This window comes from Streptomyces bugieae, from assembly GCF_036352915.1.
In the GTDB taxonomy this organism is placed as follows: Bacteria; Actinomycetota; Actinomycetes; order Streptomycetales; family Streptomycetaceae; genus Streptomyces; species Streptomyces endophytica.
Genome location: NZ_JAZBJP010000029.1, coordinates 63,911 through 88,304 on the forward strand (window position 1 = coordinate 63,911; position 24,394 = coordinate 88,304).

Annotated in this window: 23 protein-coding genes; 11 read left to right on the top strand and 12 right to left on the bottom strand. The window is 73.3% G+C overall.

The genetic code is table 11. The annotated features are described in order from the left end of the window. Positions 1-64: 64 nt before the first annotated feature. Positions 65-1,687, bottom strand: a complete 1,623-nt coding sequence (locus V2J85_RS31130) for a VWA domain-containing protein (protein WP_330823449.1) — start codon at positions 1,685-1,687, stop codon at positions 65-67. 527 nt (positions 1,688-2,214) lie between these two features. Here V2J85_RS31130 and V2J85_RS31135 point away from each other — a divergent pair. Continuing rightward, positions 2,215-3,528, top strand: coding sequence for an alpha/beta hydrolase (locus tag V2J85_RS31135; protein ID WP_261956783.1), 1,314 nt, complete (start codon positions 2,215-2,217; stop codon positions 3,526-3,528). A 122-nt stretch (positions 3,529-3,650) separates the two neighbouring features. On the opposite strand, the gene V2J85_RS31140 is transcribed toward V2J85_RS31135, so the two are convergent. Then, positions 3,651-4,421 (bottom strand): polysaccharide deacetylase family protein, encoded by a 771-nt coding sequence (locus V2J85_RS31140; protein ID WP_330823479.1) that lies wholly within the window; start codon positions 4,419-4,421, stop codon positions 3,651-3,653. Positions 4,422-4,501: 80 nt separating this feature from the next. Here V2J85_RS31140 and V2J85_RS31145 point away from each other — a divergent pair, with 80 nt between their 5' ends. From V2J85_RS31145 to V2J85_RS31155, 3 genes are read left to right on the top strand one after another with little or no spacing between them, the layout of a single operon-like run. Next, positions 4,502-5,269: an ABC transporter permease gene (locus V2J85_RS31145; protein WP_261956784.1), complete on the top strand. Its 768-nt coding sequence runs from the start codon at positions 4,502-4,504 to the stop codon at positions 5,267-5,269. Continuing rightward, on the top strand, positions 5,266-5,943 hold the full coding sequence (locus V2J85_RS31150; RefSeq protein ID WP_330823450.1) for an ABC transporter permease: 678 nt from the start codon (positions 5,266-5,268) through the stop codon (positions 5,941-5,943). Before V2J85_RS31145 ends, V2J85_RS31150 begins: the two co-directional genes overlap by 4 nt. 23 nt (positions 5,944-5,966) lie before the next feature. After that, positions 5,967-6,902, top strand: coding sequence for an ABC transporter substrate-binding protein (locus V2J85_RS31155; protein WP_330823480.1), 936 nt, complete (start codon positions 5,967-5,969; stop codon positions 6,900-6,902). Positions 6,903-7,003: 101 nt separating this feature from the next. Here the strand turns inward: V2J85_RS31155 and V2J85_RS31160 are convergent, their stop codons facing one another. Next, positions 7,004-8,161, bottom strand: coding sequence for an ABC transporter ATP-binding protein (locus V2J85_RS31160; protein ID WP_330823451.1), 1,158 nt, complete (start codon positions 8,159-8,161; stop codon positions 7,004-7,006). An 86-nt stretch (positions 8,162-8,247) separates the two neighbouring features. After that, positions 8,248-8,925 carry a response regulator transcription factor gene (locus V2J85_RS31165; RefSeq protein WP_261956787.1) on the bottom strand — a complete coding sequence of 226 codons (678 nt, stop codon included), beginning with the start codon at positions 8,923-8,925 and terminating at the stop codon, positions 8,248-8,250. 354 nt (positions 8,926-9,279) lie between these two features. Here V2J85_RS31165 and V2J85_RS31170 point away from each other — a divergent pair, with 354 nt between their 5' ends. Beyond that, entirely contained in the window at positions 9,280-10,221 is a 942-nt protein-coding gene (locus V2J85_RS31170; protein WP_261956788.1) for an NADP-dependent oxidoreductase, read from the top strand. Between the two features lie 16 nt (positions 10,222-10,237). Here the strand turns inward: V2J85_RS31170 and V2J85_RS31175 are convergent, their stop codons facing one another. The 4 genes from V2J85_RS31175 to V2J85_RS31190 form a co-directional block, all read right to left on the bottom strand. Next, complete coding sequence (locus tag V2J85_RS31175; RefSeq protein WP_330823454.1) at positions 10,238-11,215, bottom strand: hypothetical protein; 978 nt, start codon at positions 11,213-11,215, stop codon at positions 10,238-10,240. A 131-nt stretch (positions 11,216-11,346) separates the two neighbouring features. Beyond that, on the bottom strand, positions 11,347-12,021 hold the full coding sequence (locus V2J85_RS31180) for a hypothetical protein (protein WP_261956790.1): 675 nt from the start codon (positions 12,019-12,021) through the stop codon (positions 11,347-11,349). Between the two features lie 97 nt (positions 12,022-12,118). Continuing rightward, entirely contained in the window at positions 12,119-12,625 is a 507-nt protein-coding gene (locus tag V2J85_RS31185) for a carboxymuconolactone decarboxylase family protein (protein WP_261956791.1), read from the bottom strand. 132 nt (positions 12,626-12,757) lie between these two features. Further along, complete coding sequence (locus tag V2J85_RS31190) at positions 12,758-13,789, bottom strand: cation diffusion facilitator family transporter (protein WP_330823455.1); 1,032 nt, start codon at positions 13,787-13,789, stop codon at positions 12,758-12,760. 284 nt (positions 13,790-14,073) lie between these two features. On the opposite strand from V2J85_RS31190, the gene cbiE reads away from it, so the two are divergent. The 3 genes from cbiE to V2J85_RS31205 all read left to right on the top strand — a co-directional run bounded on the left by cbiE (position 14,074) and on the right by V2J85_RS31205 (position 16,744). Continuing rightward, a complete protein-coding gene (cbiE, locus tag V2J85_RS31195; RefSeq protein ID WP_330823456.1) occupies positions 14,074-15,339 on the top strand; it encodes a precorrin-6y C5,15-methyltransferase (decarboxylating) subunit CbiE in 1,266 nt (421 codons plus the stop codon). Positions 15,340-15,391: 52 nt separating this feature from the next. After that, positions 15,392-16,198 (top strand): precorrin-4 C(11)-methyltransferase, encoded by an 807-nt coding sequence (cobM, locus tag V2J85_RS31200; protein ID WP_330823457.1) that lies wholly within the window; start codon positions 15,392-15,394, stop codon positions 16,196-16,198. Positions 16,199-16,351: 153 nt separating this feature from the next. Then, positions 16,352-16,744, top strand: a complete 393-nt coding sequence (locus tag V2J85_RS31205; protein WP_261956795.1) for a hypothetical protein — start codon at positions 16,352-16,354, stop codon at positions 16,742-16,744. A gap of 37 nt (positions 16,745-16,781) precedes the next feature. Here the strand turns inward: V2J85_RS31205 and V2J85_RS31210 are convergent, their stop codons facing one another. Next, the gene (locus V2J85_RS31210; RefSeq protein WP_261956796.1) at positions 16,782-17,984 is read right to left on the bottom strand and encodes a cobalt-precorrin-5B (C(1))-methyltransferase; all 1,203 of its coding nucleotides are present in this window, start codon (positions 17,982-17,984) and stop codon (positions 16,782-16,784) included. Between the two features lie 17 nt (positions 17,985-18,001). On the opposite strand from V2J85_RS31210, the gene V2J85_RS31215 reads away from it, so the two are divergent. The 3 genes from V2J85_RS31215 to V2J85_RS31230 all read left to right on the top strand — a co-directional run bounded on the left by V2J85_RS31215 (position 18,002) and on the right by V2J85_RS31230 (position 20,637). Further along, a complete protein-coding gene (locus tag V2J85_RS31215) occupies positions 18,002-18,781 on the top strand; it encodes a cobalt-precorrin-6A reductase (RefSeq protein WP_330823460.1) in 780 nt (259 codons plus the stop codon). 443 nt (positions 18,782-19,224) lie between these two features. Then, positions 19,225-20,067: a helix-turn-helix domain-containing protein gene (locus tag V2J85_RS31225; protein WP_330823462.1), complete on the top strand. Its 843-nt coding sequence runs from the start codon at positions 19,225-19,227 to the stop codon at positions 20,065-20,067. Positions 20,068-20,100: 33 nt separating this feature from the next. Further along, entirely contained in the window at positions 20,101-20,637 is a 537-nt protein-coding gene (locus V2J85_RS31230) for a CchlQ (RefSeq protein ID WP_330823464.1), read from the top strand. A gap of 42 nt (positions 20,638-20,679) precedes the next feature. Here the strand turns inward: V2J85_RS31230 and V2J85_RS31235 are convergent, their stop codons facing one another. Genes V2J85_RS31235 through V2J85_RS31245 form a run of 3 tightly spaced genes read right to left on the bottom strand, consistent with a single transcriptional unit; the run spans position 20,680 to position 24,382 of the window. Next, positions 20,680-22,242 (bottom strand): precorrin-2 C(20)-methyltransferase, encoded by a 1,563-nt coding sequence (locus V2J85_RS31235; RefSeq protein WP_330823466.1) that lies wholly within the window; start codon positions 22,240-22,242, stop codon positions 20,680-20,682. Next, entirely contained in the window at positions 22,239-22,871 is a 633-nt protein-coding gene (locus V2J85_RS31240) for a precorrin-8X methylmutase (RefSeq protein WP_330823468.1), read from the bottom strand. Before V2J85_RS31240 ends, V2J85_RS31235 begins: the two co-directional genes overlap by 4 nt. Further along, positions 22,868-24,382: a cobalamin biosynthesis protein CobG gene (locus V2J85_RS31245; protein WP_330823469.1), complete on the bottom strand. Its 1,515-nt coding sequence runs from the start codon at positions 24,380-24,382 to the stop codon at positions 22,868-22,870. Before V2J85_RS31245 ends, V2J85_RS31240 begins: the two co-directional genes overlap by 4 nt. Between the last annotated feature and the right edge of the window lie 12 nt (positions 24,383-24,394).

Sequence of the window (24,394 nt, forward strand, 5' to 3'; positions counted from 1 at the left end):
ACCACTTGATCTTCCGGGGCCGTCGGAGCAATGCGGCCGGTGGGGGTCGAGTGGAGGGGAGGCGTCAGCTGTCCTTGAGGACCTTGGCGGTGCGGGTCTCGGTGAGCCACTCGGGGAACTCGACCATGAGCTGCTGGTAGAGCTCGTCGTGGGAGAGGCTGCGGGGGTCGCGGCCGGCGTGGAAGAAGCCGGCGTTGTCGACCGCGCGCTTCTCCGGAACGGTCAGGTCGTCGAGCTTGCGCAGGAAGTCGAAGCCCTTGGCCTCCGGGTCGCCGAAGCCGATGAACTGCCAGAAGATGGGCAGCTTCGCCGCTTCGCAGAGTGCCTTTTCGGCGGCCGGCTTGGAGGTCGGGGCGCCGTCGGTCTGGAAGATGACGAAGGCCGGGGCGGTGCTGCCGGACTTCTTGTAGTGGTCGACGACGGCATTGACGGCCCAGTGGTAGTTCGTGCGCCCCATGTGGCCGAGGCCGGCGTGCAGTTCCTCGATGCGGCCCTCGTAATGCGTGAGGTCCAGATCGGCGGTGCCGTCGACGTCGGTGGAGAAGAAGACGACGGGCACGGTGGCCTCGTCGTCGAAGTGCGCGGAGAGGGCGAGGGCCTGCTCGGCGAGGTTCTGGACCGTGCCGTCCTTGTAGTAGTTGCGCATCGAGCCGGAGCGGTCGAGGACCAGGTAGACGACGGCGCGCTGGGTGGTGAGGCCGTGCTTCTCCAGGGTGGCGCCGGCGGCGGCGTGGAGGGGGAGGAGGCCGGCGGGGACCTTCCCCTTCGGGGCGGGCGTGGCCTCGGCGTTCGTCGTGGCCGCTGGCTCCGGGGTGGCCTCGGCCTCCGGCGCCGCTTCGGCCTCCGGCTCCGGTGCGGTTTCGGCCTTCGGCGCGTCCTCCGCCTTCGGGGCCGTTTCGGCCTCCGTCGCGGTCTCGGCCTCGGGCTCGGCTACCGGGGTCTCGGCTGCCGGCTCCGGCGTCGCGTCCTGCACCGGCTCCGGCGTCGCGTCCTGCACCGGCTCCGGCGCCGTGTCCTGCTCCTGCACCGGCTCCTGCACCGGCTCCGCCTCGGCCTTGGCCTCGGCCTCCGGCTCGGTCTCGGCCTGCTCGTCGGCCTGCGGCTCGGCCGCCACGGGTTCGGCGTCCGTCTGGGCCGCCGGTTCGGCGTCCGCCTGGGCCGCCGGTTCGGCGTCCGCCTGGGCCGTCGGTTCGGCGATCGCCTCCGCCTCAGGGGTGGCCTGCGGTTCGGGGGCGGTGGACGGCTCCGGCTTGGTGACCGGGGCCGGGTTGTCGAAGGCCTGGCTCACGAGGTCGGAGGCGGCGGTCTCGGAGGCGGCGGTGTCGGCCTCGGGGGCGTGGGCCTCGGCCTTGTCGTCGTCCTTGGCCTCGGGCTCTTCCGCGTTCTCCCGTACGGGCGGCTCCGCGCGGTCCACCGGGGAGCCCTGGGCGGGCAGGGTGGCGGTCGTCGGGGTCGGCTCGGGGGCCGGGTGCTCGGCGGGGGCCGTGCGGGCGGCCGGGACTTCGGCCTCGGCGGGCTTGTCGGACGGCTTCGGGGACTTGGGGGACGCGGCCGGGGTGGACTCCTCGCGGGCCTCGGGGATGGTCGCGGACTCCGGGGTGCCGGCGCTGTTCTGTGCCGCGCCGGTTTCTTCACGGGTCGCCTTGGAGCGACCGAAAGCGTTGCGCAGCAGACTCCGAATGCCCATCGGCGAACCTCTCTTGCGTGTGGTGGGTGCGGTGCGGCGTATGTCCGTGAAGCACGGACATGTCCCTGACCAGGACGGATACGTAAGCGTAGCGGCCGGGAGCGGCCTCATCGTGGGACCCTGCGGCTCGTGTGGTGGGCCATCCGTGGGCTATCCGGGGGCCATCCAGGGCGAACCGGTCGCGGGTCGGGTTTCGGCGGGGGCCGGCGTGACGTCGCTGTGGCACGGCGCCGGGATATCACATCCGTGAAGACAGGACGTGGGGACGGAGCGTGGAGGCCGTGAGGGACGGGGAGTTGGTCTGGACCTGTGCGGGTGTGAGGGCTTTCTGAGGGTCCTTCGGAGTGCTCGCACATCACGCCGCGGAAACGATGTGGCAAGAGGGAAGTAAGAACTGAGTCGTTCAGGTATCCGATGCGCAGGTGTGCCCGTCTTCTCCGGTGACCATTGTCCGGAGCCGCCCGTTGTGCCTTAGGCGGCCGTAAGAAGGCAAGAACCCTTCCGAGGGTGACGGGAGATGTGGGCGCATGGGGCTGACCAGTCAGTCGCTCGAATACACGGTGATCGTGCTGGCGGTTGCCTGCGTGGCCGCCACGGTGTGGCTGTGGCCCCGGCTGTCGCGGCGCGGGATCGGACCCGTCCTGGGCAGGTTGGGCGCCATCGTGGTCACCCAGGTGTCCATCGTGTGCGCGCTCGCGCTCGCCGTGAACACGAACTTCGAGTTCTACGGCAACTGGGACGAGTTGCTGGGCAACAACGAGAAGGCGCCGCCGGTGGCCGTGAGCCAGGGCGGCGGGCAGTACGCGTCGGTCGGGAACATGAAGGCCGGGCTGATCCAGCCGGCCGGTCCCCAGGGGCTCGACCGGGTGACCGGTCTGCCCAAGGGGCCCGCCAACAAGGTCGGCAAGATGGAGTCCGTGCGGATCATCGGGCGCCGTACGCGGGCCATCAACCCCGGATTCGTCTACCTGCCGCCGCAGTACTTCCAGCAGCAGTACCGCCGGCAGCGGTTCCCCGTCATGGTCGTGATCAGCGGCTACCCGGGCGGGATCATGAACCTCGCGCAGCATCTGCAGGTGCCGCAGAACGCCGGCCGGCTGATCGCGCAGGGACGGATGCAGCCGACCGTGATCGTGATGGTCCGGCCGACGATCGCGCCGCCGCGCGACACCGAGTGCGTGGACGTGCCGGGCGGGCCGCAGGCGGAGACGTTCTTCACCAAGGACCTGCCGGACGCGATGAAGTCGACGTACCGGGTGGGTCATGACCCCAGCGCCTGGGGCGCGTTCGGGTACTCGTCGGGTGGCACCTGCTCGCTGCAGCTGGCGATGCGCAACCCGAAGGTGTACACCTCGGCGGTCTCGCTCTCGGGCGACTACGCGATCAAGGACGACCTGACCACCGGCAGCCTCTTCGGCGCCGGCCCGGCGGGTGCCCAGCGCGAGCGCGAGCACGATCTGCTGTGGCGGCTGAAGCACCTGCCCGCGCCGCAGGTCTCCACGCTGGTCGCCAGCAGCCGTAAGGGCGAGGCCGATTACGGCGCCACCATGCAGTTCATCCACGCGGTCAAGGCGCCGATGACGGTGGACTCGATCATCCTGCCGCAGGGCAGCCACCAGTTCACGACCTGGCGGCGCGAGGTCGTGCCGGCCCTGGAGTGGCAGAGCCAGCAGCTGACGTTCCCGCAGGACACCGTGCCGCTGCCGGCGCAGCGCAAGCCGGGTGCGAAGGTCGGCCAGGGCGGCGCCCCGGCGAAGCCGACCGGGCCGGCCAAGGCCCCGGCCGGGACCACCGATGACAAGGGTCGCCGGCGGGTGGAGGCCGAGCGGCCGCAGGGCTGAGCGAGCCCGAAACCGCAGAGGAACAACGGTAGTCGTAGCCGTGAGCCCGGTCCCGGGAAGGGGCCGGGCTCGCGGCGTTCCCGGACCTGCCGGCGTCCCCGCGGCGGTACCGGCCTCGGCCGCTACGGGCGGTACACCATCCCCGGCTGCGGCTTCGCCGGGGAGAGCAGCTGGGAGACCGTGACGATCGTGTAGCCGCGCTTCTTCAGTTCCTTGAGGATGCCCGGGACGGCCGGGACCGTGCCCGGGTAGATGTCGTGCAGCAGGATGATGCCGTCGCGTTCGGTCTGTTCCAGCACCCGCTTGGTGATCAGCGCCGAGTCGTTGGTCTCGTAGTCCTTGGCGGTCACGCTCCACAGGACCTGGGCCAGCCCGAGTTCCTTGCTGACCTCGGAGACCGTTTCGTCGGTGCGGCCCTGCGGCGGACGCATCAGCGTGGGCGTCTTTCCGGTGATCTTGCGGACCGCGTCCTGGACGCGGGACAGCTCGCGCTTGGCCTCGGCGGGCTGGATCTCGGTGAGGATCTGGTGCGACCAGGTGTGGTTGGCCAGTTCGTGGCCCTCGGCGTCGATCCGCCGCACCTCGGCGGGGCGCTTCGCGATGTGGTTCTTGCCGAGCATGAAGAAGGTGGCGTGCGCCTTCTGCTTCTTCAGGATGTCCAGCAGGCGGTCGGTGTTCTCGCTGGGGCCCGCGTCGAAGGTGAGCGCGACGCACTTGGCCTTGCGGCAGTCGACGTCCTGGCCGCCGCCCGCCTGACCCCCTCCCTTTCCGTTCTTCGCCCCGGCCGCGCTGCCCGTCGCGTCGGCGCGGGCGTCGGCCGGTGCGGTCACGTCGTACGAGGCGCAGCCGCTGACGGCGACGGCGAGGAAAGCGGCCGTCAGCAGCCCGGCTATGGAGGTCCGGGCGCGAACCCCGGGGCACGATCGGACGCGTCCGCCGCGACACTCCGACCCCGGCGGGGTGGACTCGTACCGTGACCGCACCGCCGCCGGACGACTGTCTGGCCCGTAACGAGTGGATCTGCGGCGACTACCTGTCCACGCGCCGGCAGATCCTGCTCGACGCGGTCCTCCAGCACCTCCAGTTGACCGTCGTCTCGGTGGCGCTCGGGCTGCTGGTCGCGGTGCCCCTGGCGCTGCTGGCCCGGCGATGGCGGTGGACGGTCGGGCCGGTCCTCGGTGTGACCACGGTCCTCTACACGATCCCGTCGCTGGCGATGTTCTCGCTGCTGCTGCCGGTCTACGGGCTCTCCGCCACGCTCGTCGTGGTCGGGCTGGCGCTGTACTCGCTCACCCTGCTCGTACGGAACCTCCTGGCCGGGCTGAACGGCGTACCCGCCGAGGCCAGGGACGCCGCCCGCGGCATGGGCTACGGCCCGCTGCGCCAACTGCTCACCGTCGAACTGCCGCTGGCCGTGCCCGCCGCGATGGCCGGACTGCGGATCGCGACGGTCTCGGCGGTGGCGCTCACCACCGTCGGCGCGATCGTCGGCTACGGCGGGCTCGGCAACCTCATCTACGCGGGGATGAACTCCTTCTTCAAGGCACAGGTGCTCACCGCGTCCGTGCTGTGCGTCCTGATCGCGATCGTCTTCGACCTGCTGCTGCTCGGCGCGGAACGGCTGCTCACGCCCTGGCGGCGGGCGGGCCGTACGGCGCGGGGGCGGCGGTCGCGGTGGCGGGGGCGCGCCGCCGCCGGGCGCACGCAGCCGGTCGCGGCGGCGTCGGGACGACGGACGTGAACACCCTCGCCGCGGTCTGGGACTGGCTGACCACCGGCGCCAACTGGTCGGGGGAGAACGGTGTCTGGCACCGACTCCTCCAGCACCTCGTCCTCACCGTCTCCTGCCTGGTCATCAGCGCGCTGATCGCGCTGCCCGTCGCGCTGACCCTCGGTCACCTCGGGCGCGGCGGGGCGCTGGCCGTCAATCTCGCCAACGTCGGCCGCGCCGTCCCGACCTTCGCCGTGCTGGTCCTGCTGCTGCTCACCCCCGTCGGCCGGCAGGGGCAGTGGCCGACGGTCATCGCGCTGGTCCTGTTCGCCGTTCCGCCGCTGCTGACCAATGCGTACGTCGGGATGCGTGACGTGGACCGGGACGTGGTGCGGGCCGCGCGGGGCATGGGGATGACCGGGATGCAGCTGGTGTGGCGGGTCGAGGTGCCGCTCGCCTTCCCGCTCGTCCTGACCGGTGTGCGGATCGCCGCGGTCCAGCTCGTCGCGACCGCCACGCTCGCCGCGCTGGTGGGCGGCGGTGGGCTCGGCCGGATCATCACCGCGGGGTTCAGCCTCGCCAGCACCCCGCAGGTGGTCGCCGGTGCGGTGCTGGTCGCGGTGTTCGCCCTGCTGATGGAGGCCGGGTTCGAGCTGGTCGAACGGTATGCGCCGGGCGGCTGGGCGCGGGGGCGGGGCCGGTGAGGGCCGGGGCGGCCGCCGCCCTGATGGCGCTGGGCGTGGTCGCGCTGCCGGTGCTCGCCGGCTGCGCCACCGGCCCCTCCCTGGAGACCCGTTCCCGGATCACCGCCTCGCCGGGGGACAGCCGCGATCTGGCGATCGGCTCGGCCGGCTTCACCGAGAGCGAGCTGCTCGCCCAGATGTACGCCGCACTGCTCGACCACGCCGGGTACCGCACCCACGTCCTCACCGTCGGCAACCGTGAGCTGTACGAACCGGCGCTGGAGGCCGGGCAGATCGACGTCGTGCCCGAGTACGCGGCCACCTTCGCGGACTGGCTGAACGCCAAGGCGCACGGCTCCAAGGCGCCCCCGGTGGCCTCACCCGACCTCGGGGTGACGCTGCGCGCACTGCGCCGGCTGGCCGGGCCCCGCGGGCTGACCGTGCTCCCGCCCGGCCGGGCCGTGGACCAGAACGCCTTCGCAGTGAGCGCCGCGTACGCCCGCAAGCACCACCTCAAGACGCTCGGCGACCTGGGCCGCGCCAAACTGCCGGTGCGCCTCGCGGCGGGCGAGGAATGCGTACAACGACCCTTCTGCGCCCCGGGGTTGCGGAAGGCGTACGGGATCAACGTCACCGCCATCGACCCCAAGGGCGTCGGCACCACCCCCGCCAAGCAGGTCGTGCAGAACGGGCAGGACCAGATGGTGCTGACCACCAGCACCGACGCGACCCTGGACCAGTTCGGGCTGGTGCTGCTCACCGACGACAAGAAGCTGCAGAACGCCGATTACGTGCTGCCCGTCGTCAACCGGTCCCGCGCGGGCAGCGCCCGGCCGGCCGCCGCGCTCAACCGCCTCAACAAGGTCCTGACCACGACTGACCTGGCCCATCTCAACGAGCAGGTGGACAGCTGGCGACGGTTGCCGGCGGATGTGGCGCGTCACTACCTGCAGGAGAAGGGGCTGCTGCCGAAGGGCTGAGCGGGCGGCGACGGCTGGGTGTTTCACGTGAAACCGGCACCCTCTTCGCGACCGCGCCGTTTCACGTGAAACAGCCGGCCGTGCCTGCTCGTGACCGTGCCTCACTCCGTCGGTACCGAGTCCACCCTCGCCCGGTCCCGCGGCACCCCCCGCTCGTCCGAGTCGATGGTGCGGCGCAGTGCCTCGTGCAACTTGGTCGGGGTGAGGACGCCGAGGAAGCGGTGGCCGTCCAGGACCGCGATCCAGCCGGCGTCGTGCTTGAGCATCTCGCTGAACGCGGCCTTCAATGTGCCGGTGAACGGCACCCACGCCTCCATCCGGCGGGCGTGCCCGGCGACCGTGCCCGCGGCGCCGGCCAGTTCCTCGGTGCCCACCCAGCCGTGCAGTTCGCCGTCCTCGTCCAGCACCACCGCCCACCGGGCGCCCTCGGCCCGTAGTCTCCGCGCCGCCTCGGACGCCGGTTCACCGAGGCGGGCGAACGGCGGGCGTTCGAGGTCACCGCGGTCGATCCCGGTGACCGACAGCTGCTTCAACGCCCGGTCGGTGCCGACGAATTCGGCGACGTAGGGGGTGGCGGGGGCGCCGAGGACGCTGGCGGGGGTGTCGTACTGCTCGATCCGGCCGGCCCCGTAGACCGCGATCCGGTCGCCGAGCCGGATGGCCTCCTCGATGTCGTGGGTGACCAGCAGCACCGTCTTGTGCATGGCGGCCTGCAACCGCAGGAACTCCTTCTGGAGGCGCTCGCGGACGACCGGATCGACCGCGCCGAACGGCTCGTCCATCAGCAGTACGGGCGGATCGGCGGCGAGGGCCCGGGCGACCCCGACGCGCTGGCGCTGGCCGCCGGAGAGCTGGTCGGGGTAGCGCGGGCCGTGGACGTCCGGGTCCAGGCCCACCAGGTCCAGGAGTTCGGCGGCCCGGGCCCGCGCCTTGGCCCGCTTCCAGCCGGTCAGGAAGGGCACGGTGGCGGTGTTGTCGAGGACCGTCCGGTGCGGGAAGAGGCCGGTCTGCTGGATGACGTAGCCGATCCGGCGGCGCAACTGGACGGGGTCGACGCCGGCGATGTCCGCGCCGTCGACGAAGATCCGGCCGCGGGTGGGGTCGATGAGCCGGTTGACCATCATCATGGTCGTCGTCTTGCCGCAGCCGGACGGCCCGACGAGGGTCACCAGCTCGCCCTCCTCGACATCGAAGGACAGGTCGTCCACGGCGGTGGTGCCGTCGGGATACTGCTTGGTGACGGACTCGAACCGGATCATTGGCCCATTGAATCCCGCTGCTCGCGCCCCTTCGCGTCCTGCGGGCAATCGGGTCACGGGGGCGATCGGGTCCGGCCGCGGCAGCCTCACCGGCCGCCGCCCGGCCGGTCGCACAGCCGGTAGCCGGCGCCCGGCACGGTCTCGATCACCGGTGGGTCGCCGAGCTTGGCGCGCAGCGTGCCGAGCGTGACCCGGACCGCGTTGGCGCGGTAGCTGATGTGCTCCTCCCACACCTCCTCGATCAGATCGTCGCCGCTGACCACCGCGCCCTGGGCGCGCAGGAGAACCTCCAGCACCCCGAACTCCGTGTGGGACAGCGGCAGCGGCCGGCCGTCGCGCAGCGCGAGCCGGCGGGCGGTGTCCACGGCGACACCGGCCCGCTCGATGACCTGCGGCAGCGCGGGCCGGGTGCGCCGGCCCAGGGCCAGCACCCGGGCGAGCAACTCCTCGTACGCGAAGGGCTTGGTGAGGTAGTCGTCGGCGCCCGGGCCCGGCCCCGCCACCCGGTCGTGGACGGTGCCGGACGCGGTGAGCATCAGCACCCGGGTCAGCAGGCCCTGTTCCACGACGTGCCGGCAGACGTCGTCACCGTGCAGTCCGGTCAGCTCGCGGTCCAGGACGAGCACGTCGTACGCGCCGAGCCGCATCTTGGCCAGCGCCGCCCGGCCGTCGTGGGCGATGTCCGCGGCGATCGCGTCGCGGCGCAGGCCGGCAGCGATCGTCTCCGCGAGGAATTCCTCGTCCTCCACCACCAGTACGCGCATGGCGTCATGTGTACCCGAGGGGCACCTTCTCGCAAGGTGAACGGCTTTCGCCGCAACGCCGCGCACCAGGGAATTCACCGCGCTGGAGCCGGTCGGGGGAGCCGGTCGGGGCGGCGTACGGCGACGCGGCGGGCCGGAGCGCGACGAGCGCGTCCGGTACCCGGCGGCGGCCGACGGGAGGGGCGGCGCGGCGGCCCCCGGCCGGCGGCATGCTGCGGCCCGGCTGGCGGCATGGCCCGGGGGCCGTACGAGTTGCTTCCGCCGCACCGCCTCTCCTCCTGCCGCGTCCGGCCGCACCGGCGTGCTTACGATCCCCTTCGGCCACCGGTCGGAAGGGTGGAAGGGAGCGCCACGATGAGAGCCGTAGCAGTCAGCGCATTCGGTGAACAGCCGCGCCTCATGGATCTGCCGCAGCCCGAACCAGGGCCGGGCGAGGTCCTGGTGCGGCTGTCCGCCGCCGGACTCAACCCCATCGACTGGAAGATCGCCGACGGCATGTTCGGCGACGCCGTTCCGGTGGCCTTCCCCCTGGTGCTGGGCACGGACGGGGCGGGCGAGGTGCTGGCGATCGGCACCGGTGTCCGGCGGTTCACCGTCGGCGACGCGGTGTTCGGCCAGTTCCAGCGGCCGGAGCGGGGCGGCGGATCGTACTGCGAACTGGCCCTCGCCGACGAGGACCGCATCGCGCACGCCGCCCGCAGCGTCACCTACGCGACCTCCGCGGCGCTGCCGACGGCCGGCATGACCGCGTACAACCTGGTCGAGGAGACCCGGATCAGCGAGGGCAAGCGGGTGCTGATCGTCGGTGCGACCGGCGGCGTCGGCACCTTCGCCACCCAGCTGGCGGCCGGCCGCGGCGCGGAGGTGATCGCCACCGCCCGCCCGGCCAAGGCCGAGCTGATGCGTACGCTGGGCGCCGCGGAGACCGTCGACCACACCGCGGGCCCGGTCGCCGACCAGGTCCTCGCGGCCCATCCGGACGGCGTGGACGTGCTGATCGACATGACCGGCGGCCCCGCCGAGTTCGCCGAGCTGACCCGGACCGTACGCGACGGGGGCACCGCCGTCTCGCTGATCGGCTCGGCGGACGCGGACGAGCTCACCGAACAGAACCTGCGCGGCTTCAACTTCGTCAACCGCCCCTCGCCGCAGCTCCTGGAGATCCTGGCCGGGCAGGTCGACGCGGGCCGGCTGACGGTCCTCGTCGGCCGCGAGGTCCCCCTCGAAGAGGCCCCCGAAGCCCTGGAGGCCAGCCGCACCGGCCGTGCCCAGGGCAAGACCGTCCTGACCGTCTGAGCGACCCGGCCGGGCGTCAGCTCCGCTTCCGCCAGGCCCGGACCGCCGGCGGCCCCGCCGCGGCCAGCACCGCGGTGAGCGTCCCCGCGCCCACCAGCAGCCAGACCCCGGTACGCAGCGGCCCGGTGAGCGCATCGGCGTACGCCCCGGCGGCGGGCCGGGGCACCATCGCGGGCAGCGCCGCCAGCGTGCGGCCGCGCACCAGCGCCAGCGCCACGGCCAGCAGGGCGGCGGCCGCCGCGCAGCCCGTACCGGCACAGACCAGTGCCCGCCGGCGCCGCCGCACCAGCAGCAGCCCGCCGCCCAGACACAGCGCGGCGGCCGGCGGCAGCAGCAGCGCCCCCCTGCGGACGACCTCGTAACCGGCCCGGATCCGCGGGACGTCGGGGGCCTTGAGCAGCACGATCTCCACCCCGGACCGCGGCACCCGGCGGAGCAGGTCCAGCCCCATGCCGTTGTGCGCCACCTGACGGCGGACCCGTTCCACGACGGGGGTCAGATCGAGCGTGACCGGGGCGCGGGGATCGGCGGGCGCGGCGAGGCTGCCGTCCAGCGTCCGGTGCGCGGATCGGTGGACGCCCTTCCACATGTCCGGGAAGCCGCGCCCGGTGACCACCTGCCGCACCTGCTTGGCCACGAACTCCCGGATGCCGCGGGTGAAATGGCGGCGCACCGCGGGCCGCCGGGCGGGACTGACGGCCTTCAGCAGCCCGTCGATCCGGACGTGCGCCATCACCCCGTCCGTCACGTCGTCGACCACGGCCTGCTGCACTGCGGTGTTCCCGGCCAGCGGCGCCACCGCCGCCACATAGCCGTCCGTCTCGGTCAGCTGGGACCGCGCCCAGGTGGCGGCCAGGCTCAGCGGCAGCAGCAGCGCCCCCACGACCAGCAGCACCCCGCCGGCCAGCGCGCGCCCCGGCCACCGCGGTCCGCCCGGCGGCCCGTCCCCCTCCGTCACCCGCCCGCCCAGGCGTACGGGTGCGCTCGCTGGCATCGCGTCCTGTCCTTTCCTGCACGGCGATCACGGCGACCACCTTCCAGGCAAGGGGGAACGCCCGGCGCCCGCGACCGGGACCGGTGCCAATGGGTGAGCCCGGCCGTGTGGCCCGGCTGCCGGCGGTGGCCTCAGCCCGCGGCGCCCGGGCCGGCCGCCCGCCGGCGGCGCACCGCCCGCACCGCCCCCGGCCCGAGCAGCGCCGCGGCCGCGGCGGCCGTCGCCCACCACGCCCAGCCACCGCCGCCGGTCTCCTCGGCCCGGGACTCCGGCAGGTCGTCCACATCGCCCGAGCAGGCCACCGGCGCGTAGGAATCGCCCAGGTACACACAGGCGGTGGCGGCGGCCCGCAGGGTCCCGGGCGCGGCCGTGGCGGCGCCGCCGGGACGGTCACCGAGCACGGCCTCGGCGGTGAACACCTGGATGTCGCGCGCCGGAAGGTCGGCGCGCCAGGTGACCTTCCGCTCCCCCGTCCCGCGCCCCTCGACGACGCCGTCGGACGCGGTCACGGAGGTCGTGGTCGCGGGCATCCGCTGCTCGACCCGGACCCCGTGGACGTCATCGGCGCCCAGGTTGTGCACGGTCACGCGGTAGTCGAGCCGCCGCCCCGCCTCGGCGTCGTCGGTCCCGTCGGTCACCGCGACGGTGACGGAGACGGCCGGCGGCACCTGCGTGACCTGCGGGGCGTACGCGGCGGCGGACGGTCCGGGGAGCGTGACGACGCACGTGGCAGCAACGCACAGCACCGCGCGGACCACGGCGGTCCTCGTGCCGCTCCCCGTGCCGGTCCTGGTGCCCGTTCTCATGCCGGTTCTCATCCCGCCATCGGAGCACCGCGCCGCCCGCGACCGGCGTCATGCGGCCCGCCGCCGCCCCGGGTTCACCCGATTTACCCGGGCGGTCTCAATTCCACGGGTCGGTGAACGACCGGCCGGGCACCGGCTTGGCGATGACCGCCACGGCGATGAAGAAGTTGACCTGGCCGATCGCGAACATCAGGGTGGCGAGCGCCTTGGCCTCGTAGTGTTCCGCTGCCTGGGCGTACAGCTCGTCGGAGACCCGCTCACCGTGCGTGGACGGCTGAAGCGCGGCCTCCACGAGTGCCAGCGCGGCCCGTTCCGCGCCGGTGAAGTACGGCGAGTCCTGCCAGGACGCCACCGACGTGATGCGCTCCTCCGACTCCCCGGCCTTGCGCAGGAAGCCCGTGTGCAGAACCGTCAGGTAGGTGCTGCCGACGATCTGGCCGGCACGCAGCTGGACCAGACTGATCGTGGAGCGCGGTACCGAACCGTTGCCGGTGAGCCTGAACAGCGCCGCCGACACCGCTGCCAGCTCGGGTACGAGCTCCGCGGGGTCCTCGGCCATCCGCGGAACCATCGGGATCTCCGCCGTGATCGAACGCGTTTCCATCGCCGTCTCCTTCGGGCTGCCGTGTTGCTGTCACTGCCCTGACGGATCGCGGCGGAGAAATGTGACCGCGGCGGGAAAGTCGTGCGGGAAAGTCGTTCGTGTGCGGCCGGGACGCCGACTCGGGGACGGGCGTTAGTGCCGGTGCGGCCACGGCCGGTGCACCGGCCCGTGTGCGTCCTCGCAGTGGTCGGGGGCGGCGGGCGGCTCCGGCTGCGCCCCGGTACCGGGCCGCGGGCCGAGCGTCAGCACCTCGCCCGCTTCGGCCTGCTCCCCGACGTGATCGACCTGGAGCGTGGCGTGCGTGATGTGGTACTCGCCGCTCAGCAGCTCCTGCAGCCCGCGGCGCACCTTGTGGCAGTCGCCGCCGGGGGCCACCAGGATGTGCGCGGAGAGCGCCGGCTGACCGGAGGTGATCTGCCAGATGTGCAGGTCGTGCACCTCGACGACCTCGTCCTGGGAGACCAGCCGATCGCCCAGCGCGTCCGGGTCCAGCCCGGCCGGCGCCGCCTCCATGAAGATCCGCCCGGACTCCCGCACCAGCCCCGTACCGGCCCGCAGCATCAGCGCGACGACGACCAGCGTGGCGATCGCGTCGGCCCGTTCGAAGCCCGTGGTCAGCACGATGAGACCGGAGAGCGCGGTGGCCACGAACCCGAACAGGTCGGTGAGGATGTGCTGGTAGGCGCCCTCGACGTTCAGGCTGGAGCGGTTGGCCTTGGACAGCAGCCAGGTGCAGATCAGATTCACCACGATCCCGGACAGCGCGGTCCACAGGACCATCGCCCCGCCCACCGTCGGCGGCGAGATCAGCCGCTGCACCGCCTCGTACGCCAGCCAGACCGACAGCAGGAGCAGGGTGATGCCGTTGGCCTGCGCGGACAGGATCTCGGCGCGCTTGAGCCCGTACGTGTACCCGCCGCGCGCCGGCCGCGCCGCCAGCCGCATCGCGATCAGCGCCAGCAGGATCGAGACCGCGTCGGTGAGCATGTGGGCGGCGTCCGAGATCAGCGCCAGCGATCCGGCCAGCACACCGATGACGACCTCGACCGCCATGTACGCGGTGAGCAGCCCGAGCGCGGCCCGCAGCCACCGCCGGTCGGCGTCCGGCGCCACCCCGTGCGCATGGCTGTGACCGTGCCCGTGATCGTGCCCGTGCCCGCTCATGGCGCTCCTTCCTCCGGTCCCTTCCTTGCGAAGCAAACAGCACTTCGGCAAAAGATCCAAAGGCTGCACCGGTGACCGTTGTCATTACCGTCGAACGGCGTATCGTGCCTGGTCAGAGCGGTGAGACGGCGCCCCGGCGAGACGGCGCGAACGGACCCCGACCGTCCGGTCCGGCCGCCCGCCCGGCCCGGCCCCACGCCCGCCCCACCCCGGTCAGTAGAGTTTCCGCTCCCGTACGACACGCGCTCGAAGGTCCCGAGGCGAGAGGCAAGAGGTAGACGGCAGTGAGCCCCGCACCATCCGCACCGTCCGGTTCCGAGCACCTCACCGTCGTCGGTATCGGAGCCGACGGCTGGGAGGGGCTGTCCGGGGCCGCGCGGCGGGTGCTGCGGGCGGCCGAGGTGGTCATCGGCGGTGCGCGTCAGCTCGCGCTGCTGCCCGGCGGGGAGTGCCCCGGTGACCGCGTCACCTGGCCGTCGCCGCTGCGCCCCGCCGTCCCCGGGCTGCTCGCCGCGCACGCCGGACGCCGGGTGTGCGTACTGGCCAGCGGTGACCCGATGTTCTACGGGATCGGGCGGACGCTGACCGAGGTGCTGGCGGAGAGCGGCGCCGGGCACCGGCTGCGGGTGCTGCCCCACCCCTCCTCCGTCTCCTACGCGTGCGCCCGCCTCGGCTGGCCGGTCGAGGAGACCGAGGTCGTCACGCTCGTCGGACGGCCCGTCGAGAACCTGGCCCGCGCGCTGTACGACGGCCACCGGCTGCTCGTCCTGTCCGCCGGCGCCGGCACCCCCGCCGAGGTCGCCGCCCTCCTGCGCGCGCACGGTTTCGGGCCGAGCCGGATGCGCGTACTGGAGCAACTCGGCGGTGAGCGCGAGCAGTTGACGCAGGGGGTGGCCGCCGAGTGGGACGCGCCGGCCGACCCGCTCAACGTCATCGCGCTGGACTGCGTCCGGGAGCCCGGCACCGCGCCGCTCTCCACCGTGCCCGGCCTCCCCGACACCGCCTACGAGCACGACGGCCAGCTCACCAAGCGCCACGTCCGCGCCGCCACCCTCGCCGCGCTGGCCCCCGCCCCCGGCGAACTCCTCTGGGACGTCGGCGGCGGCTCCGGCTCCATCGCCGTCGAGTGGCTGCGCGCGCACCGTAGTTGCCGCGCCGTCAGCGTCGAACGCGACCCGGTACGGGCCGAACGGATCGGCCGCAACGCGCGCACCCTCGGCGTCCCGGCGCTGCAGGTCGTGCACGGCCCCGCGCCCGCCGCGCTGGCCGGCCTCCCCACCCCGGACGCGGTGTTCATCGGCGGCGGGCTGACCGCCCCCGGTCTGCTGGACGCGTGCTGGGAGGCGCTGCCCCCGGGCGGCCGGATCGTCGCGAACACCGTGACGCTGGAGTCCGAGGCGCTGCTCGCCGACCGGTACCGGCGGCACGGCGGCGACCTCGTGCGGCTGGCGGTCGCCCACGCCGTCCCGGTCGGCGGCTTCACGGGCTGGCGGCAGGCGATGCCGGTGACCCAGTGGGCGGCGGTCAAACCGCCGGAAGACCGGTCGTGACCCCGCGGCCCCCCTCCCCGTACCGCCCGCCTCCCCAGGAGACCGAACGACCATGACCGTCCACTTCATCGGTGCCGGCCCCGGCGCCGCCGACCTGATCACCGTCCGCGGCGCCCGCACGCTCGCGTCCTGCGGGGTCTGTCTCTACGCCGGCAGCCTGGTGCCGCGCGAACTGCTCGCCGAGTGCCCGCCCGGCGCCCGGCTCATCGACACCGCGCAGCTGGACCTCGACACCATCACCGCCGAGATGGTCCGCGCCCACGAGGAGGGCCACGACGTCGCCCGGCTGCACTCCGGCGACCCGTCCGTCTTCAGCGCCGTCGCCGAGCAGATGCGCCGCCTGGACGCGGCCGGCGTGCCGTACGAGGTCGTGCCGGGCGTCCCCGCGTTCGCCGCCGCGGCCGCCGCGCTCAAGCGCGAACTGACCGTGCCCACCGTCGGCCAGACCGTCATCCTCACCCGTGTCGCCCAGCGCGCCACCCCGATGCCCGAGGGCGAGGACCTCGCCACCCTCGGCCGCAGCGGCGCACTGCTGGTGCTCCACCTCGCGGCGATGTACGTCGACCGGGTCGTCGCCGAACTCCTGCCCCACTACGGCGCCGACTGCCCGGCCGCCGTCGTCGCCATGGCCTCCCGCCCCGACGAACTCGTCCTGCGCGGCACCCTCGCCGACATCGCGGACCAGGTGAAGGCCGCGGGCGTGGTCCGTACGGCGGTCATCATGGTCGGCCGCACGCTGGGCGCCGAGCAGTTCCGCGACAGCCATCTGTACTCGGCGGACCGCGAACGGCCGCACGGGCCGTGCGACGGCGCGCCGGGGGCCATCCCGGGCGGGCGTACGGCATCTGACGCGGAGTGATGCGGGGGCGCACGCCCACTGATCGGGCGTCTGACTGATCATATGACCGCATCGGGGTGAATGTCCGTTACCGGTCCTTCGGGGACCGGTAAGGAACGTGGACACGCGCGGACCAAGGGAAGCCCGCGGCACCCGAGCAAAGGAGCACCCACGATGCGCACCCGCACCCGCACGAGACTGGCCGCCGGATCCGTCGCCGCCGCAGCCCTGCTCACCCTCGCCGGCGGCACCGTCGCCGTCGCCGACGCCCCGGCCCACCAGACGGCCGCCCGGCCGAAGACCGACCCCGCACCGGTCGGCGGCAGCACCGACACGGCGGCCCGGACGCACGACAGCACGGGCCTGCGCGACTACGGCCGGACCAGCGAGCGCCGGTACCGCACGGACTGGATGCGCGAGAGCCCCCTACGGCTCGCCACCTGCGCCCTCGGCACGGCCCTGGGCAGCCTGACCAACGGCCCCGACTGCGTGGGGGACCGCATGGGTTACCGCTTCCGCGACGCCGCCCAGACGGGGCGGAAGGACGTCCTCCGAGCCCGGCACTGAAGGCCACGGGCGTAAGCCGAGGGGCCCTCGGCCGGCGTCAGCGGCGCCTGCCGCCGGCCCCGGGCCCCCGCGGCTCCGCCCGGCCCACCACCAGCCCCGCCCGGTCGATGCAGATCACGTCGACGGCCACCGGCGCCCCGCGCAACACGGCCAGCGACTCGTCCCGCGCCCGCGCCGCCACCAGATCGCCCAGCGGCACCCCGGCCGCCGCGCACAACTGCAGCGCGGCCAGCCCGGTGTTGGCCCCGGCCACCGCCTCCGCCAGCGCCTCGTCGGCCCCGCCCTGCCGGGCCAGCTCCGCGAGGAAACCCTTGTCCACCTGGGACCGCGCCGAGTGCAGATCCAGATGCCCGGCCGCCAGTTTGGACAGCTTGGCGAACCCGCCGCAGATCGTGAGCCGTTCCACCGGGTGCCGCCGCACGTACTTGAGCACCGCCCCCGCGAAGTCCCCCATGTCCAGCAGGGCGTCCTCGGGCAGATGGTGCAGCGCGACCGCGACCTTCTCCGAGGTCGATCCCGTACACCCCGCCACGTGCGTACGCCCCGCCGCACGCGCCACATCCACCCCACGCCGGATGGAATCGATCCACGCCGAGCAGGAATACGGGACCACGATCCCGGTGGTCCCCAGGATCGACAGCCCGCCCAGGATGCCCAGCCGCGGGTTCCACGTACTCCGGGCGATCTCCTCGCCGTGATCGACGGAGATCTCGACCTCGACATCGGCTTCCGCGCCGGGTTCCGCGGCGCCGCCGTGGCTCCGGGCCACTTCGGTCAGGTGCTCCCGCATCATCTGCCGCGGTACGGGGTTGATCGCCGGCTCGCCGACGTCCAGCGGCAGCCCGGGACGGGTCACGGTCCCCACGCCCGGCCCGGCCTTGAACACCACGCCGGACCCGGGCGGCAGCTTCCGCACCCGCGCCCGGATCAACGCCCCGTGCGTCACGTCCGGATCGTCCCCCGCGTCCTTGACCACCCCGGCCATGGCGCTGCCGGACCCGGCGTCCAGCTCCTCCACCGCCAGCGCGAACGACGGCGTCTGTCCCTTCGGCAGGGTGATCGTCACCGGGTCCGGGAACTCGCCGCTCAGCAGCGCGGTGTACGCGGCCGTGCTCGCCGCCGTCGCACAGGCACCGGTCGTCCACCCGTGCCGCAGCCCGGTGTGCGCCAGCTGCGCACTCCGCCCTCCCGCGGCCTGCCCGTTGCCCGGCCCCGTACCCTGCGGTTGCGCTTCACCCACGGAGGAACCCACATCCCATGTCCGACGCAGCACGCCCGCCACGCCACGTACTGATCCTCGGCGGTACGACCGAGGCCCGCCGCCTGGCTGCGACCCTGACGGCGGAGCCGGCGCTGCGCGTGACGTCGTCGCTCGCCGGCCGGGTCGCCGCCCCGCGCCTGCCCGACGGGGAGGTGCGCATCGGCGGGTTCGGCGGCCCCGACGGCCTCGCCCGCTGGCTGCGCGAGCACGCGGTGGACGCGCTCATCGACGCCACCCATCCTTTCGCCGGCACGATCAGTTTCAACGCGGCCGAGGCGGCCGCCACCGCCCATGTTCCCCTGCTGGCGCTCCGCCGTCCCGGCTGGGTACCGGGCCCCGACGACACCTGGCACCAGGTCGCCTCCCTGGAGGAGGCCGCGGCGGCCCTCCCCGCCCTCGGGTCCCGCATCTTCCTCACCACCGGCCGCATGGGCCTGGCCCACTTCTCCCACCTCACCGACCTCTGGTTCCTCGTCCGCTCCGTGGACGCCCCCGAGCCCCCGCACCCGCCCCGGATGGCGGTGCTCCTCGACCGCGGCCCCTTCACCCTGGAGGGCGAGCGCGAACTCCTCCGTACCCACCGCATCGACGTCCTCGTCACCAAGGACAGCGGCGCGGCGGCCACCGCCCCCAAATTGGCCGCGGCCCGGGAGGCGGGAATTCCGGTCGTGGTCGTACGCCGGCCTCCGACGCCGGAGGGCGTACCGGAAGCGGTGGATCCGGACGAGGCGGCGGAATGGCTCCGGCGCCTTTTCAGCGGGGCCGGCGCGCGCTGAGGCGATTCGCCTCCCGGACGCGTTTCGCCAACTCCTCAAGGCGCTCTGTGGATTCCGGCTTTCCGTCCTCACCGCTCGGCTTGTCCGGCGAATCGGGCCCGGCCGCATGTCCGATCACGAACCGCACTTCCGCAGCCTTTCCGCCAGTTGACGCGCGACTACCGGAGCGCAGCGCCCCAGATCCACGAGTGGTCGCGGAAAGTCTCCCGCCAGCGAGACCCCGTCCAGGGACAGTGACGGCAGGGTGATCCCGGCCGCCTTCAATGCTGCTCGGAGTTCATCACGGGCCTCCTGCGCATCCCTGATCGTCGCCGCTGCCGAACCGTGTTTCGCCAAGGCCATCAACCTTCTCCGTTCTCGTCCCGACTGGGCTACCGGCGCTCTTGTACGGCCCTAGAGTTGCGGCCGGACGCCGGGCGCAACAGGCGGTCGACGTTGTCCCCGTGCCCGACAACAGAGGGGAGCTGGAGATGGTCGAACTATGTTTCGATGAATCGGACCTGGCCCGCCAGGTGCTCGCCGGGCAACTCCGGCGGCTACGAGAAGCATCCGGAAAGTCGCTTGCCCAGTTAGCCAGCGATACGAATTACGACCGCACGTATCTGAACCGTTTGGAGAACGGCGAACGGCTGTCGAAATTGGCCGTGATGGAAGCGCTTGACGCGATCTACGACACGGGCGGGCTGCTTGCCGAACTGTGGAAGCTTGCACAGTGGGATGCCTTCAAGGACAAATACCAGGCATTCATGCAGCGTGAGGCGACCGCCGTGGTCACGCACAAGTATTCGCTCGGCATCCCCGGTCTCCTGCAGACCGAGGGGTACGCCCGGGCGCTGATGTCGTCCGCCCCGATGCCCCCAAGTCCCGAGGTGTTGGATGAACGGGTCGCCGCTCGGCTCGGCAGGCAGGCGGTGCTGCGGCGGGATCCGCCCCTCAGCGTTCGCTTCATCATCGATGAGTCTGCACTGCGGCGACCGGCAGCGGACCGCGTCGTCTGGCGTGAGCAGCTGAGCCATATCTTGACGGCCTCAGAGCAACGGAACATCACCGTTCAAGTGCTTCTGCTGGCCGCGGGTGACCACGACCTGGTAGGCGGGCACCTCTCGCTTCTGTGGATGCCGGACGGCACTTCCGTGGCCTATCTGGAGGGCAGCAAGTCCGGTGGAATGGTGGAAGACCCGGCCAAGGTGACCAGGTACCGGGTCTCCTACGAGCGGCTCCGTGACATGGCGCTGTCGCCGCCCGATTCGGCATCATTCATCGCGCAGTTGGTGGAGGACTGCTGACCACGGGGACACGGTGAACGTGAAGGGGGACGCGTGGACTGGGGGACTCTCGTCGCGACCGTGAGTGGTGGTCTGATCGCCATTTCCGGGACCGTGCTCGCGGATCAGCTCAAGCAACGTCACGAGAAGGCCCGTAGCAGTGCGGAGCGGCGGCGGGTCGTCTACATCGAGTTCATCTCCGCCGCCGGGGTCTGCCACGCGCGGCTTCGGCAGATCGCGCAGGGAACGGGTGACGGGGCGGAGACCGAATCCGCCGCGCGGGCGGCGTTGACCGACGCCGGGATCCACGAGGTGCGCGAGCGGCTGTTCATCGACGCGAGCACCGCCGTCGCCGGCGCGGGACAGGCCATGTTCGAGCGGCTACGGGCGCTCCAGCGAGCCGTGGCGGAAGGCGCCGGACTCGGCTCGCGCGCCTTCCACGACGTCTACCACCCCTACCTCGAAGCGGTCTGGGCCTACCGCGTGGCAGTGCGTGAGGAACTGGAGGGACGCTTCCTCGCACCCGCGACCTTCGGCTGGGAGGAGTGGGACGGGACGGACCGCTGTCCGGTCTGCCGGCAGGCGGCATGACCGCTGGGCTCCCAGGGAGTCATGCCACCCGCTCGCGCCGGGCTACTTCTCCGGATACCTCCGCGGCGTCCACACCACCTGCGTACCGTCCCCGCGGCGTACCGCCTGGGTCTGGGAGGAGCCGATGATCAGGAGGGTGCGCATGTCGACCTGGGTGGGGTCGAGGTCGGCCAACGGGACGGTGTGGACGGATTCCTCGGGGCCGCCGATGTCGCGGGCGAGGATGACCGGGGTGTCCGGGGCGCGGTGTTCCAGGAGGAGTTCGCGGGCCTTGCCGACCTGCCAGGTGCGGCTGCGGGAGCCGGGGTTGTACAGCGCGAGGGCCAGGTCGGCGGAGGCCGCGGCGTGCAGGCGTTCGGCGATGACCTCCCAGGGCTTCAGGCGGTCGGAGAGGGAGATGACCGCGTAGTCGTGGCCGAGGGGGGCGCCGGCGCGGGCCGCCGCGGCGTTGGCGGCGGTGACGCCCGGCAGGACGCGTACGGGGATCGAGCGGTACGGGTCCTGGGCGGCGACCTCCAGGACGGCGGTGGCCATGGCGAAGATGCCGGGGTCGCCGCCGGAGACCACGGCGACCTTCCGGCCGCGTCGGGCCAGGTCCAGGGCGAGTTCGGCGCGTTCCGACTCGACCTTGTTGTCCGAGGCGTGGCGGCGCTGGCCGGGGCGCAGCGGAACGCGGTCCAGGTAGGTGGTGTAGCCGACCAGGTCCTCGGCGGCGGCGAGGGCGCCGCGGGACTCGGGGGTGAGCCAGAGGGGGCCCGCCGGGCCGGTGCCCACGACGACCACCTCGCCGACCTCGCCCGCCTCCCGTTCGGCCGCCGGGGCCTCGGGCGGCGCCACGGACCGGGCCGCGATGCGGCTGGGGACGACCGTGACGGAGAAGTAGGGGACCGTGTCCGAGTCGATGGCGGCGAGGTCGGCGGTGCGCTCGCCCGCCATCGTCGCGCGCTCGACGTACTGCGCCTCGTCGAGGCGGCCGGCGCGTTCCATGGCGCGGCGGACGGTCGGGAAGGTGCGGCCCAGCTTCATGACCACGGCGGTGTCGGTCGAGGCCAGACGGGCGGTCAGTTCCTCCTCGGGCAGCGTGCCGGGGAGGATCGTCAGGACCTCGTCGGCCTCCGCGAGCGGCTTGCCCAGGCGGGCCGCGGCGGCACTGATCGAGGTGACGCCGGGGATCACCTCGGTCGGGTAGCGGTGCGCGAGCCGCTTGTGCATGTGCTGGTAGGAGCCGTAGAAGAGCGGGTCGCCCTCGGAGATGACCGCCACCGTGCGGCCGGCGTCGAGGTGTGCGGCGAGGCGCGCCGCGGCCTCCTCGTAGAACTCGTCGAGCGCACCGCGGTAGCCGCCGGGGTGGTCGGTCGACTCGGTGGTGACCGGGTAGACCAGCGGCTCCTCGATGTGGTCGGCGCGCAGGTGCCGGGCGGCTATGGAGCGCGCGATCGAGCGGCCGTGGCGGGCGCTGTGGTAGGCGATGACGTCGGCCTCGGCGATGACCTCGACGGCCCGTACGGTCATCAGGGACGGGTCGCCGGGGCCGAGGCCCACGCCGTAGAGACGGCCGGTGGTCCCCGTGCCGGTGCCGGTTTCCTGCTGCTCGCTCACGCTCACTCTTCCTCGCTTGCCAGGGCGTTGAGGGCGGCCGCGGCCATGGCGCTGCCGCCGCGCCGTCCGCGCACCACGATGTGGTCCAGCTCCGACGGATGGGCGATCAGGGCGTCCTTGGACTCCGCCGCGCCGATGAAGCCGACGGGTATGCCGATCACGGCGGCCGGGCGGGGCGCGCCCTCCTCGATCATTTCGAGGAACCGGAAGAGGGCGGTCGGGGCGTTGCCGAACGCGACGACGGCGCCCTCCATGCGGTCCCGCCACAGTTCCAGGGCCGCGGCGCTGCGGGTGGTGCCCATACGGGCGGCCAGGTCCGGCACCGCGGGGTCGGCCAGCGTGCAGAGCACCTCGTTGCCGGCCGGCAGCCGCTTGCGGGTCACCCCGCTGGCGACCATATTGGCGTCGCAGAGGATCGGCGCGCCGTCGTGCAGCGCCTTGCGGGCGGCGGCCACCACGCCGGGGGTGAAGGCCAGATCGCGTACGAGGTCGACCATGCCGCAGGCGTGGATCATCCGGACCGCGACCCGGCTGACGTCGGCGGGCAGGCCGGAGAGGTCCGCCTCGGCCCGGATGGTGGCGAAGGACTGGCGGTAGATCTCCGCACCGTCCTTCTCGTAGTCGAACGCGGTCACTCTGGCCTCGTTTCTGGCGTTCCTGGTGTTGCGGGTGGTGCGGTTGGTGTCGTCTTCGGCGTGGTGGGTGTGGCGGGTGTTGCCTCCGGGCCGACGACCGCGACCCGGTAGCCCGCCTCGGTCGCCAGCACGTCGATCCAGCTCCCGTGCGGGTGCCCGCAGCGGCGCTCGCAGCCGGACCAGTGGACGGGCAGCGGCGCGGCGTCGACCGGCAGGGATGCGGCGTCGGCCGGCAGCGGTGCGGCGCCGGCCGGCAGGGGTACGCCCCGCGGCAGCGGTGTGCCCGCCTCGCCCGCCTCGACCGCCGCCGTCACGTCCGCACGGACGTCGGTGCGGGACTTGGCACAGCCGGGGCGGCCGGTGCAGGCGCCGATGCGGTGCCAGGGGGAGGACGGGTCGGTGACCAGGCCGGCGGCGGCCAGTTCGCGGAGGCGGGGCGCGGCCGCGGCGGCCGGCAGGCCGGGGACGACGATGCCGCGCCACGGGGTGAGGCGGAGTTCGCCGGATCCGTCGTCGGCCGCGACGGAGGCGAGCAGCCGCCACTGGGCCACCGACAGCCTGCCGAGCGGTGCCAGTACGGAGAGCGCGCGCCGCCCGTCGCGGCCCTCGACGATGCCGGGGGCGGAGGAGTCCGCGTATCCGGTCACCGGGCCGCCGGGCGTTGCGGCCCGCACCCCGGCGCCTTCCGCCACGTACGACGCCCCCGCGCCCTCCGTCACGTACGACGCCCCGGCCCCGTCAGCCACGTACGTCGCCTCGATGCCGGCCGCACGCAGCGCCTCCGCCAGGTCCCGCGCGGACAGCCGGTGGCCGTCCGGGAGTTCGCGCACCCGCCAGGCGCCGGTGCCGCCGGCCGCCGCGGCGGCCAGGAACGTCTCGGCGGCGGCCAGCGCCGCGCGCGGTGCGTCCGGACCGGCGATCCGCAGCGCCGCCGGGTCGTCGCCGACCCGCAGCAGCGCCCCGCCGCCGGACCCCGTCGCACCCGTGATGCCCGATTCTGCGATCAACGTCACATCGCCGCCGAGCGCCGCCACATCGCCCCGTCCGTCGTCCAGGACGAACAGGAAACGGCCGGAGAGCGCGGTCGCGGAGTCGCTCGCGCACAGCAGCGCGTCCAGCCGTCGGGCCCACCGGCGCACGTCAGCGGGGGTGTTGCGGTCCAGTCCGGCCAGCGGGGAGGCGAGGATGTTGCGGATGCGTTCGTGGCGTTCGGAGGGCAGCAGGCCGGCGTCGTGCAGCAGCCCGGCGAGGCGGCCGCCGCAGCCGTCCGGCAGGCCGCGCAGCTCGACGTTGCCGCGCGAGGTCAGGGACAGCCGGCCGTCGCCGAGCAGGTCCGCGGCATCGGCCAGCGCGCGGGCCTGATGGACCGTCAAATCTCCTGCGGGGATGCGCACTCGGGCCAGATGGCCGTCGGCGGCCGGATGCAGCCGCAGCGCTCCCGGGCAGGCGTCACCGCGGGCCCGTACGGGCGGCTCGGCCCGTCGGGGCCGTGGTGAGGGGGAGGGCGGCATGGCGGCGAGCAT

What these genes read in the sequence shown, in the direction of transcription:
- V2J85_RS31130 (WP_330823449.1), bottom strand. Translation starts at nt 1,687, where the DNA reads ATGGGCATTCGGAGTCTGCTGCGCAACGCTTTCGGTCGCTCCAAGGCG.
- V2J85_RS31135 (WP_261956783.1), top strand. Translation starts at nt 2,215, where the DNA reads ATGGGGCTGACCAGTCAGTCGCTCGAATACACGGTGATCGTGCTGGCG.
- V2J85_RS31155 (WP_330823480.1), top strand. Translation starts at nt 5,967, where the DNA reads ATGGCGCTGGGCGTGGTCGCGCTGCCGGTGCTCGCCGGCTGCGCCACC.
- V2J85_RS31160 (WP_330823451.1), bottom strand. Translation starts at nt 8,161, where the DNA reads ATGATCCGGTTCGAGTCCGTCACCAAGCAGTATCCCGACGGCACCACC.
- V2J85_RS31165 (WP_261956787.1), bottom strand. Translation starts at nt 8,925, where the DNA reads ATGCGCGTACTGGTGGTGGAGGACGAGGAATTCCTCGCGGAGACGATC.
- V2J85_RS31170 (WP_261956788.1), top strand. Translation starts at nt 9,280, where the DNA reads ATGAGAGCCGTAGCAGTCAGCGCATTCGGTGAACAGCCGCGCCTCATG.
- V2J85_RS31175 (WP_330823454.1), bottom strand. Translation starts at nt 11,215, where the DNA reads ATGCCAGCGAGCGCACCCGTACGCCTGGGCGGGCGGGTGACGGAGGGG.
- V2J85_RS31180 (WP_261956790.1), bottom strand. Translation starts at nt 12,021, where the DNA reads ATGAGAACGGGCACCAGGACCGGCACGGGGAGCGGCACGAGGACCGCC.
- V2J85_RS31185 (WP_261956791.1), bottom strand. Translation starts at nt 12,625, where the DNA reads ATGGAAACGCGTTCGATCACGGCGGAGATCCCGATGGTTCCGCGGATG.
- V2J85_RS31190 (WP_330823455.1), bottom strand. Translation starts at nt 13,789, where the DNA reads ATGAGCGGGCACGGGCACGATCACGGGCACGGTCACAGCCATGCGCAC.
- cobM (WP_330823457.1), top strand. Translation starts at nt 15,392, where the DNA reads ATGACCGTCCACTTCATCGGTGCCGGCCCCGGCGCCGCCGACCTGATC.
- V2J85_RS31205 (WP_261956795.1), top strand. Translation starts at nt 16,352, where the DNA reads ATGCGCACCCGCACCCGCACGAGACTGGCCGCCGGATCCGTCGCCGCC.
- V2J85_RS31215 (WP_330823460.1), top strand. Translation starts at nt 18,002, where the DNA reads ATGTCCGACGCAGCACGCCCGCCACGCCACGTACTGATCCTCGGCGGT.
- V2J85_RS31245 (WP_330823469.1), bottom strand. Translation starts at nt 24,382, where the DNA reads ATGCCGCCCTCCCCCTCACCACGGCCCCGACGGGCCGAGCCGCCCGTA.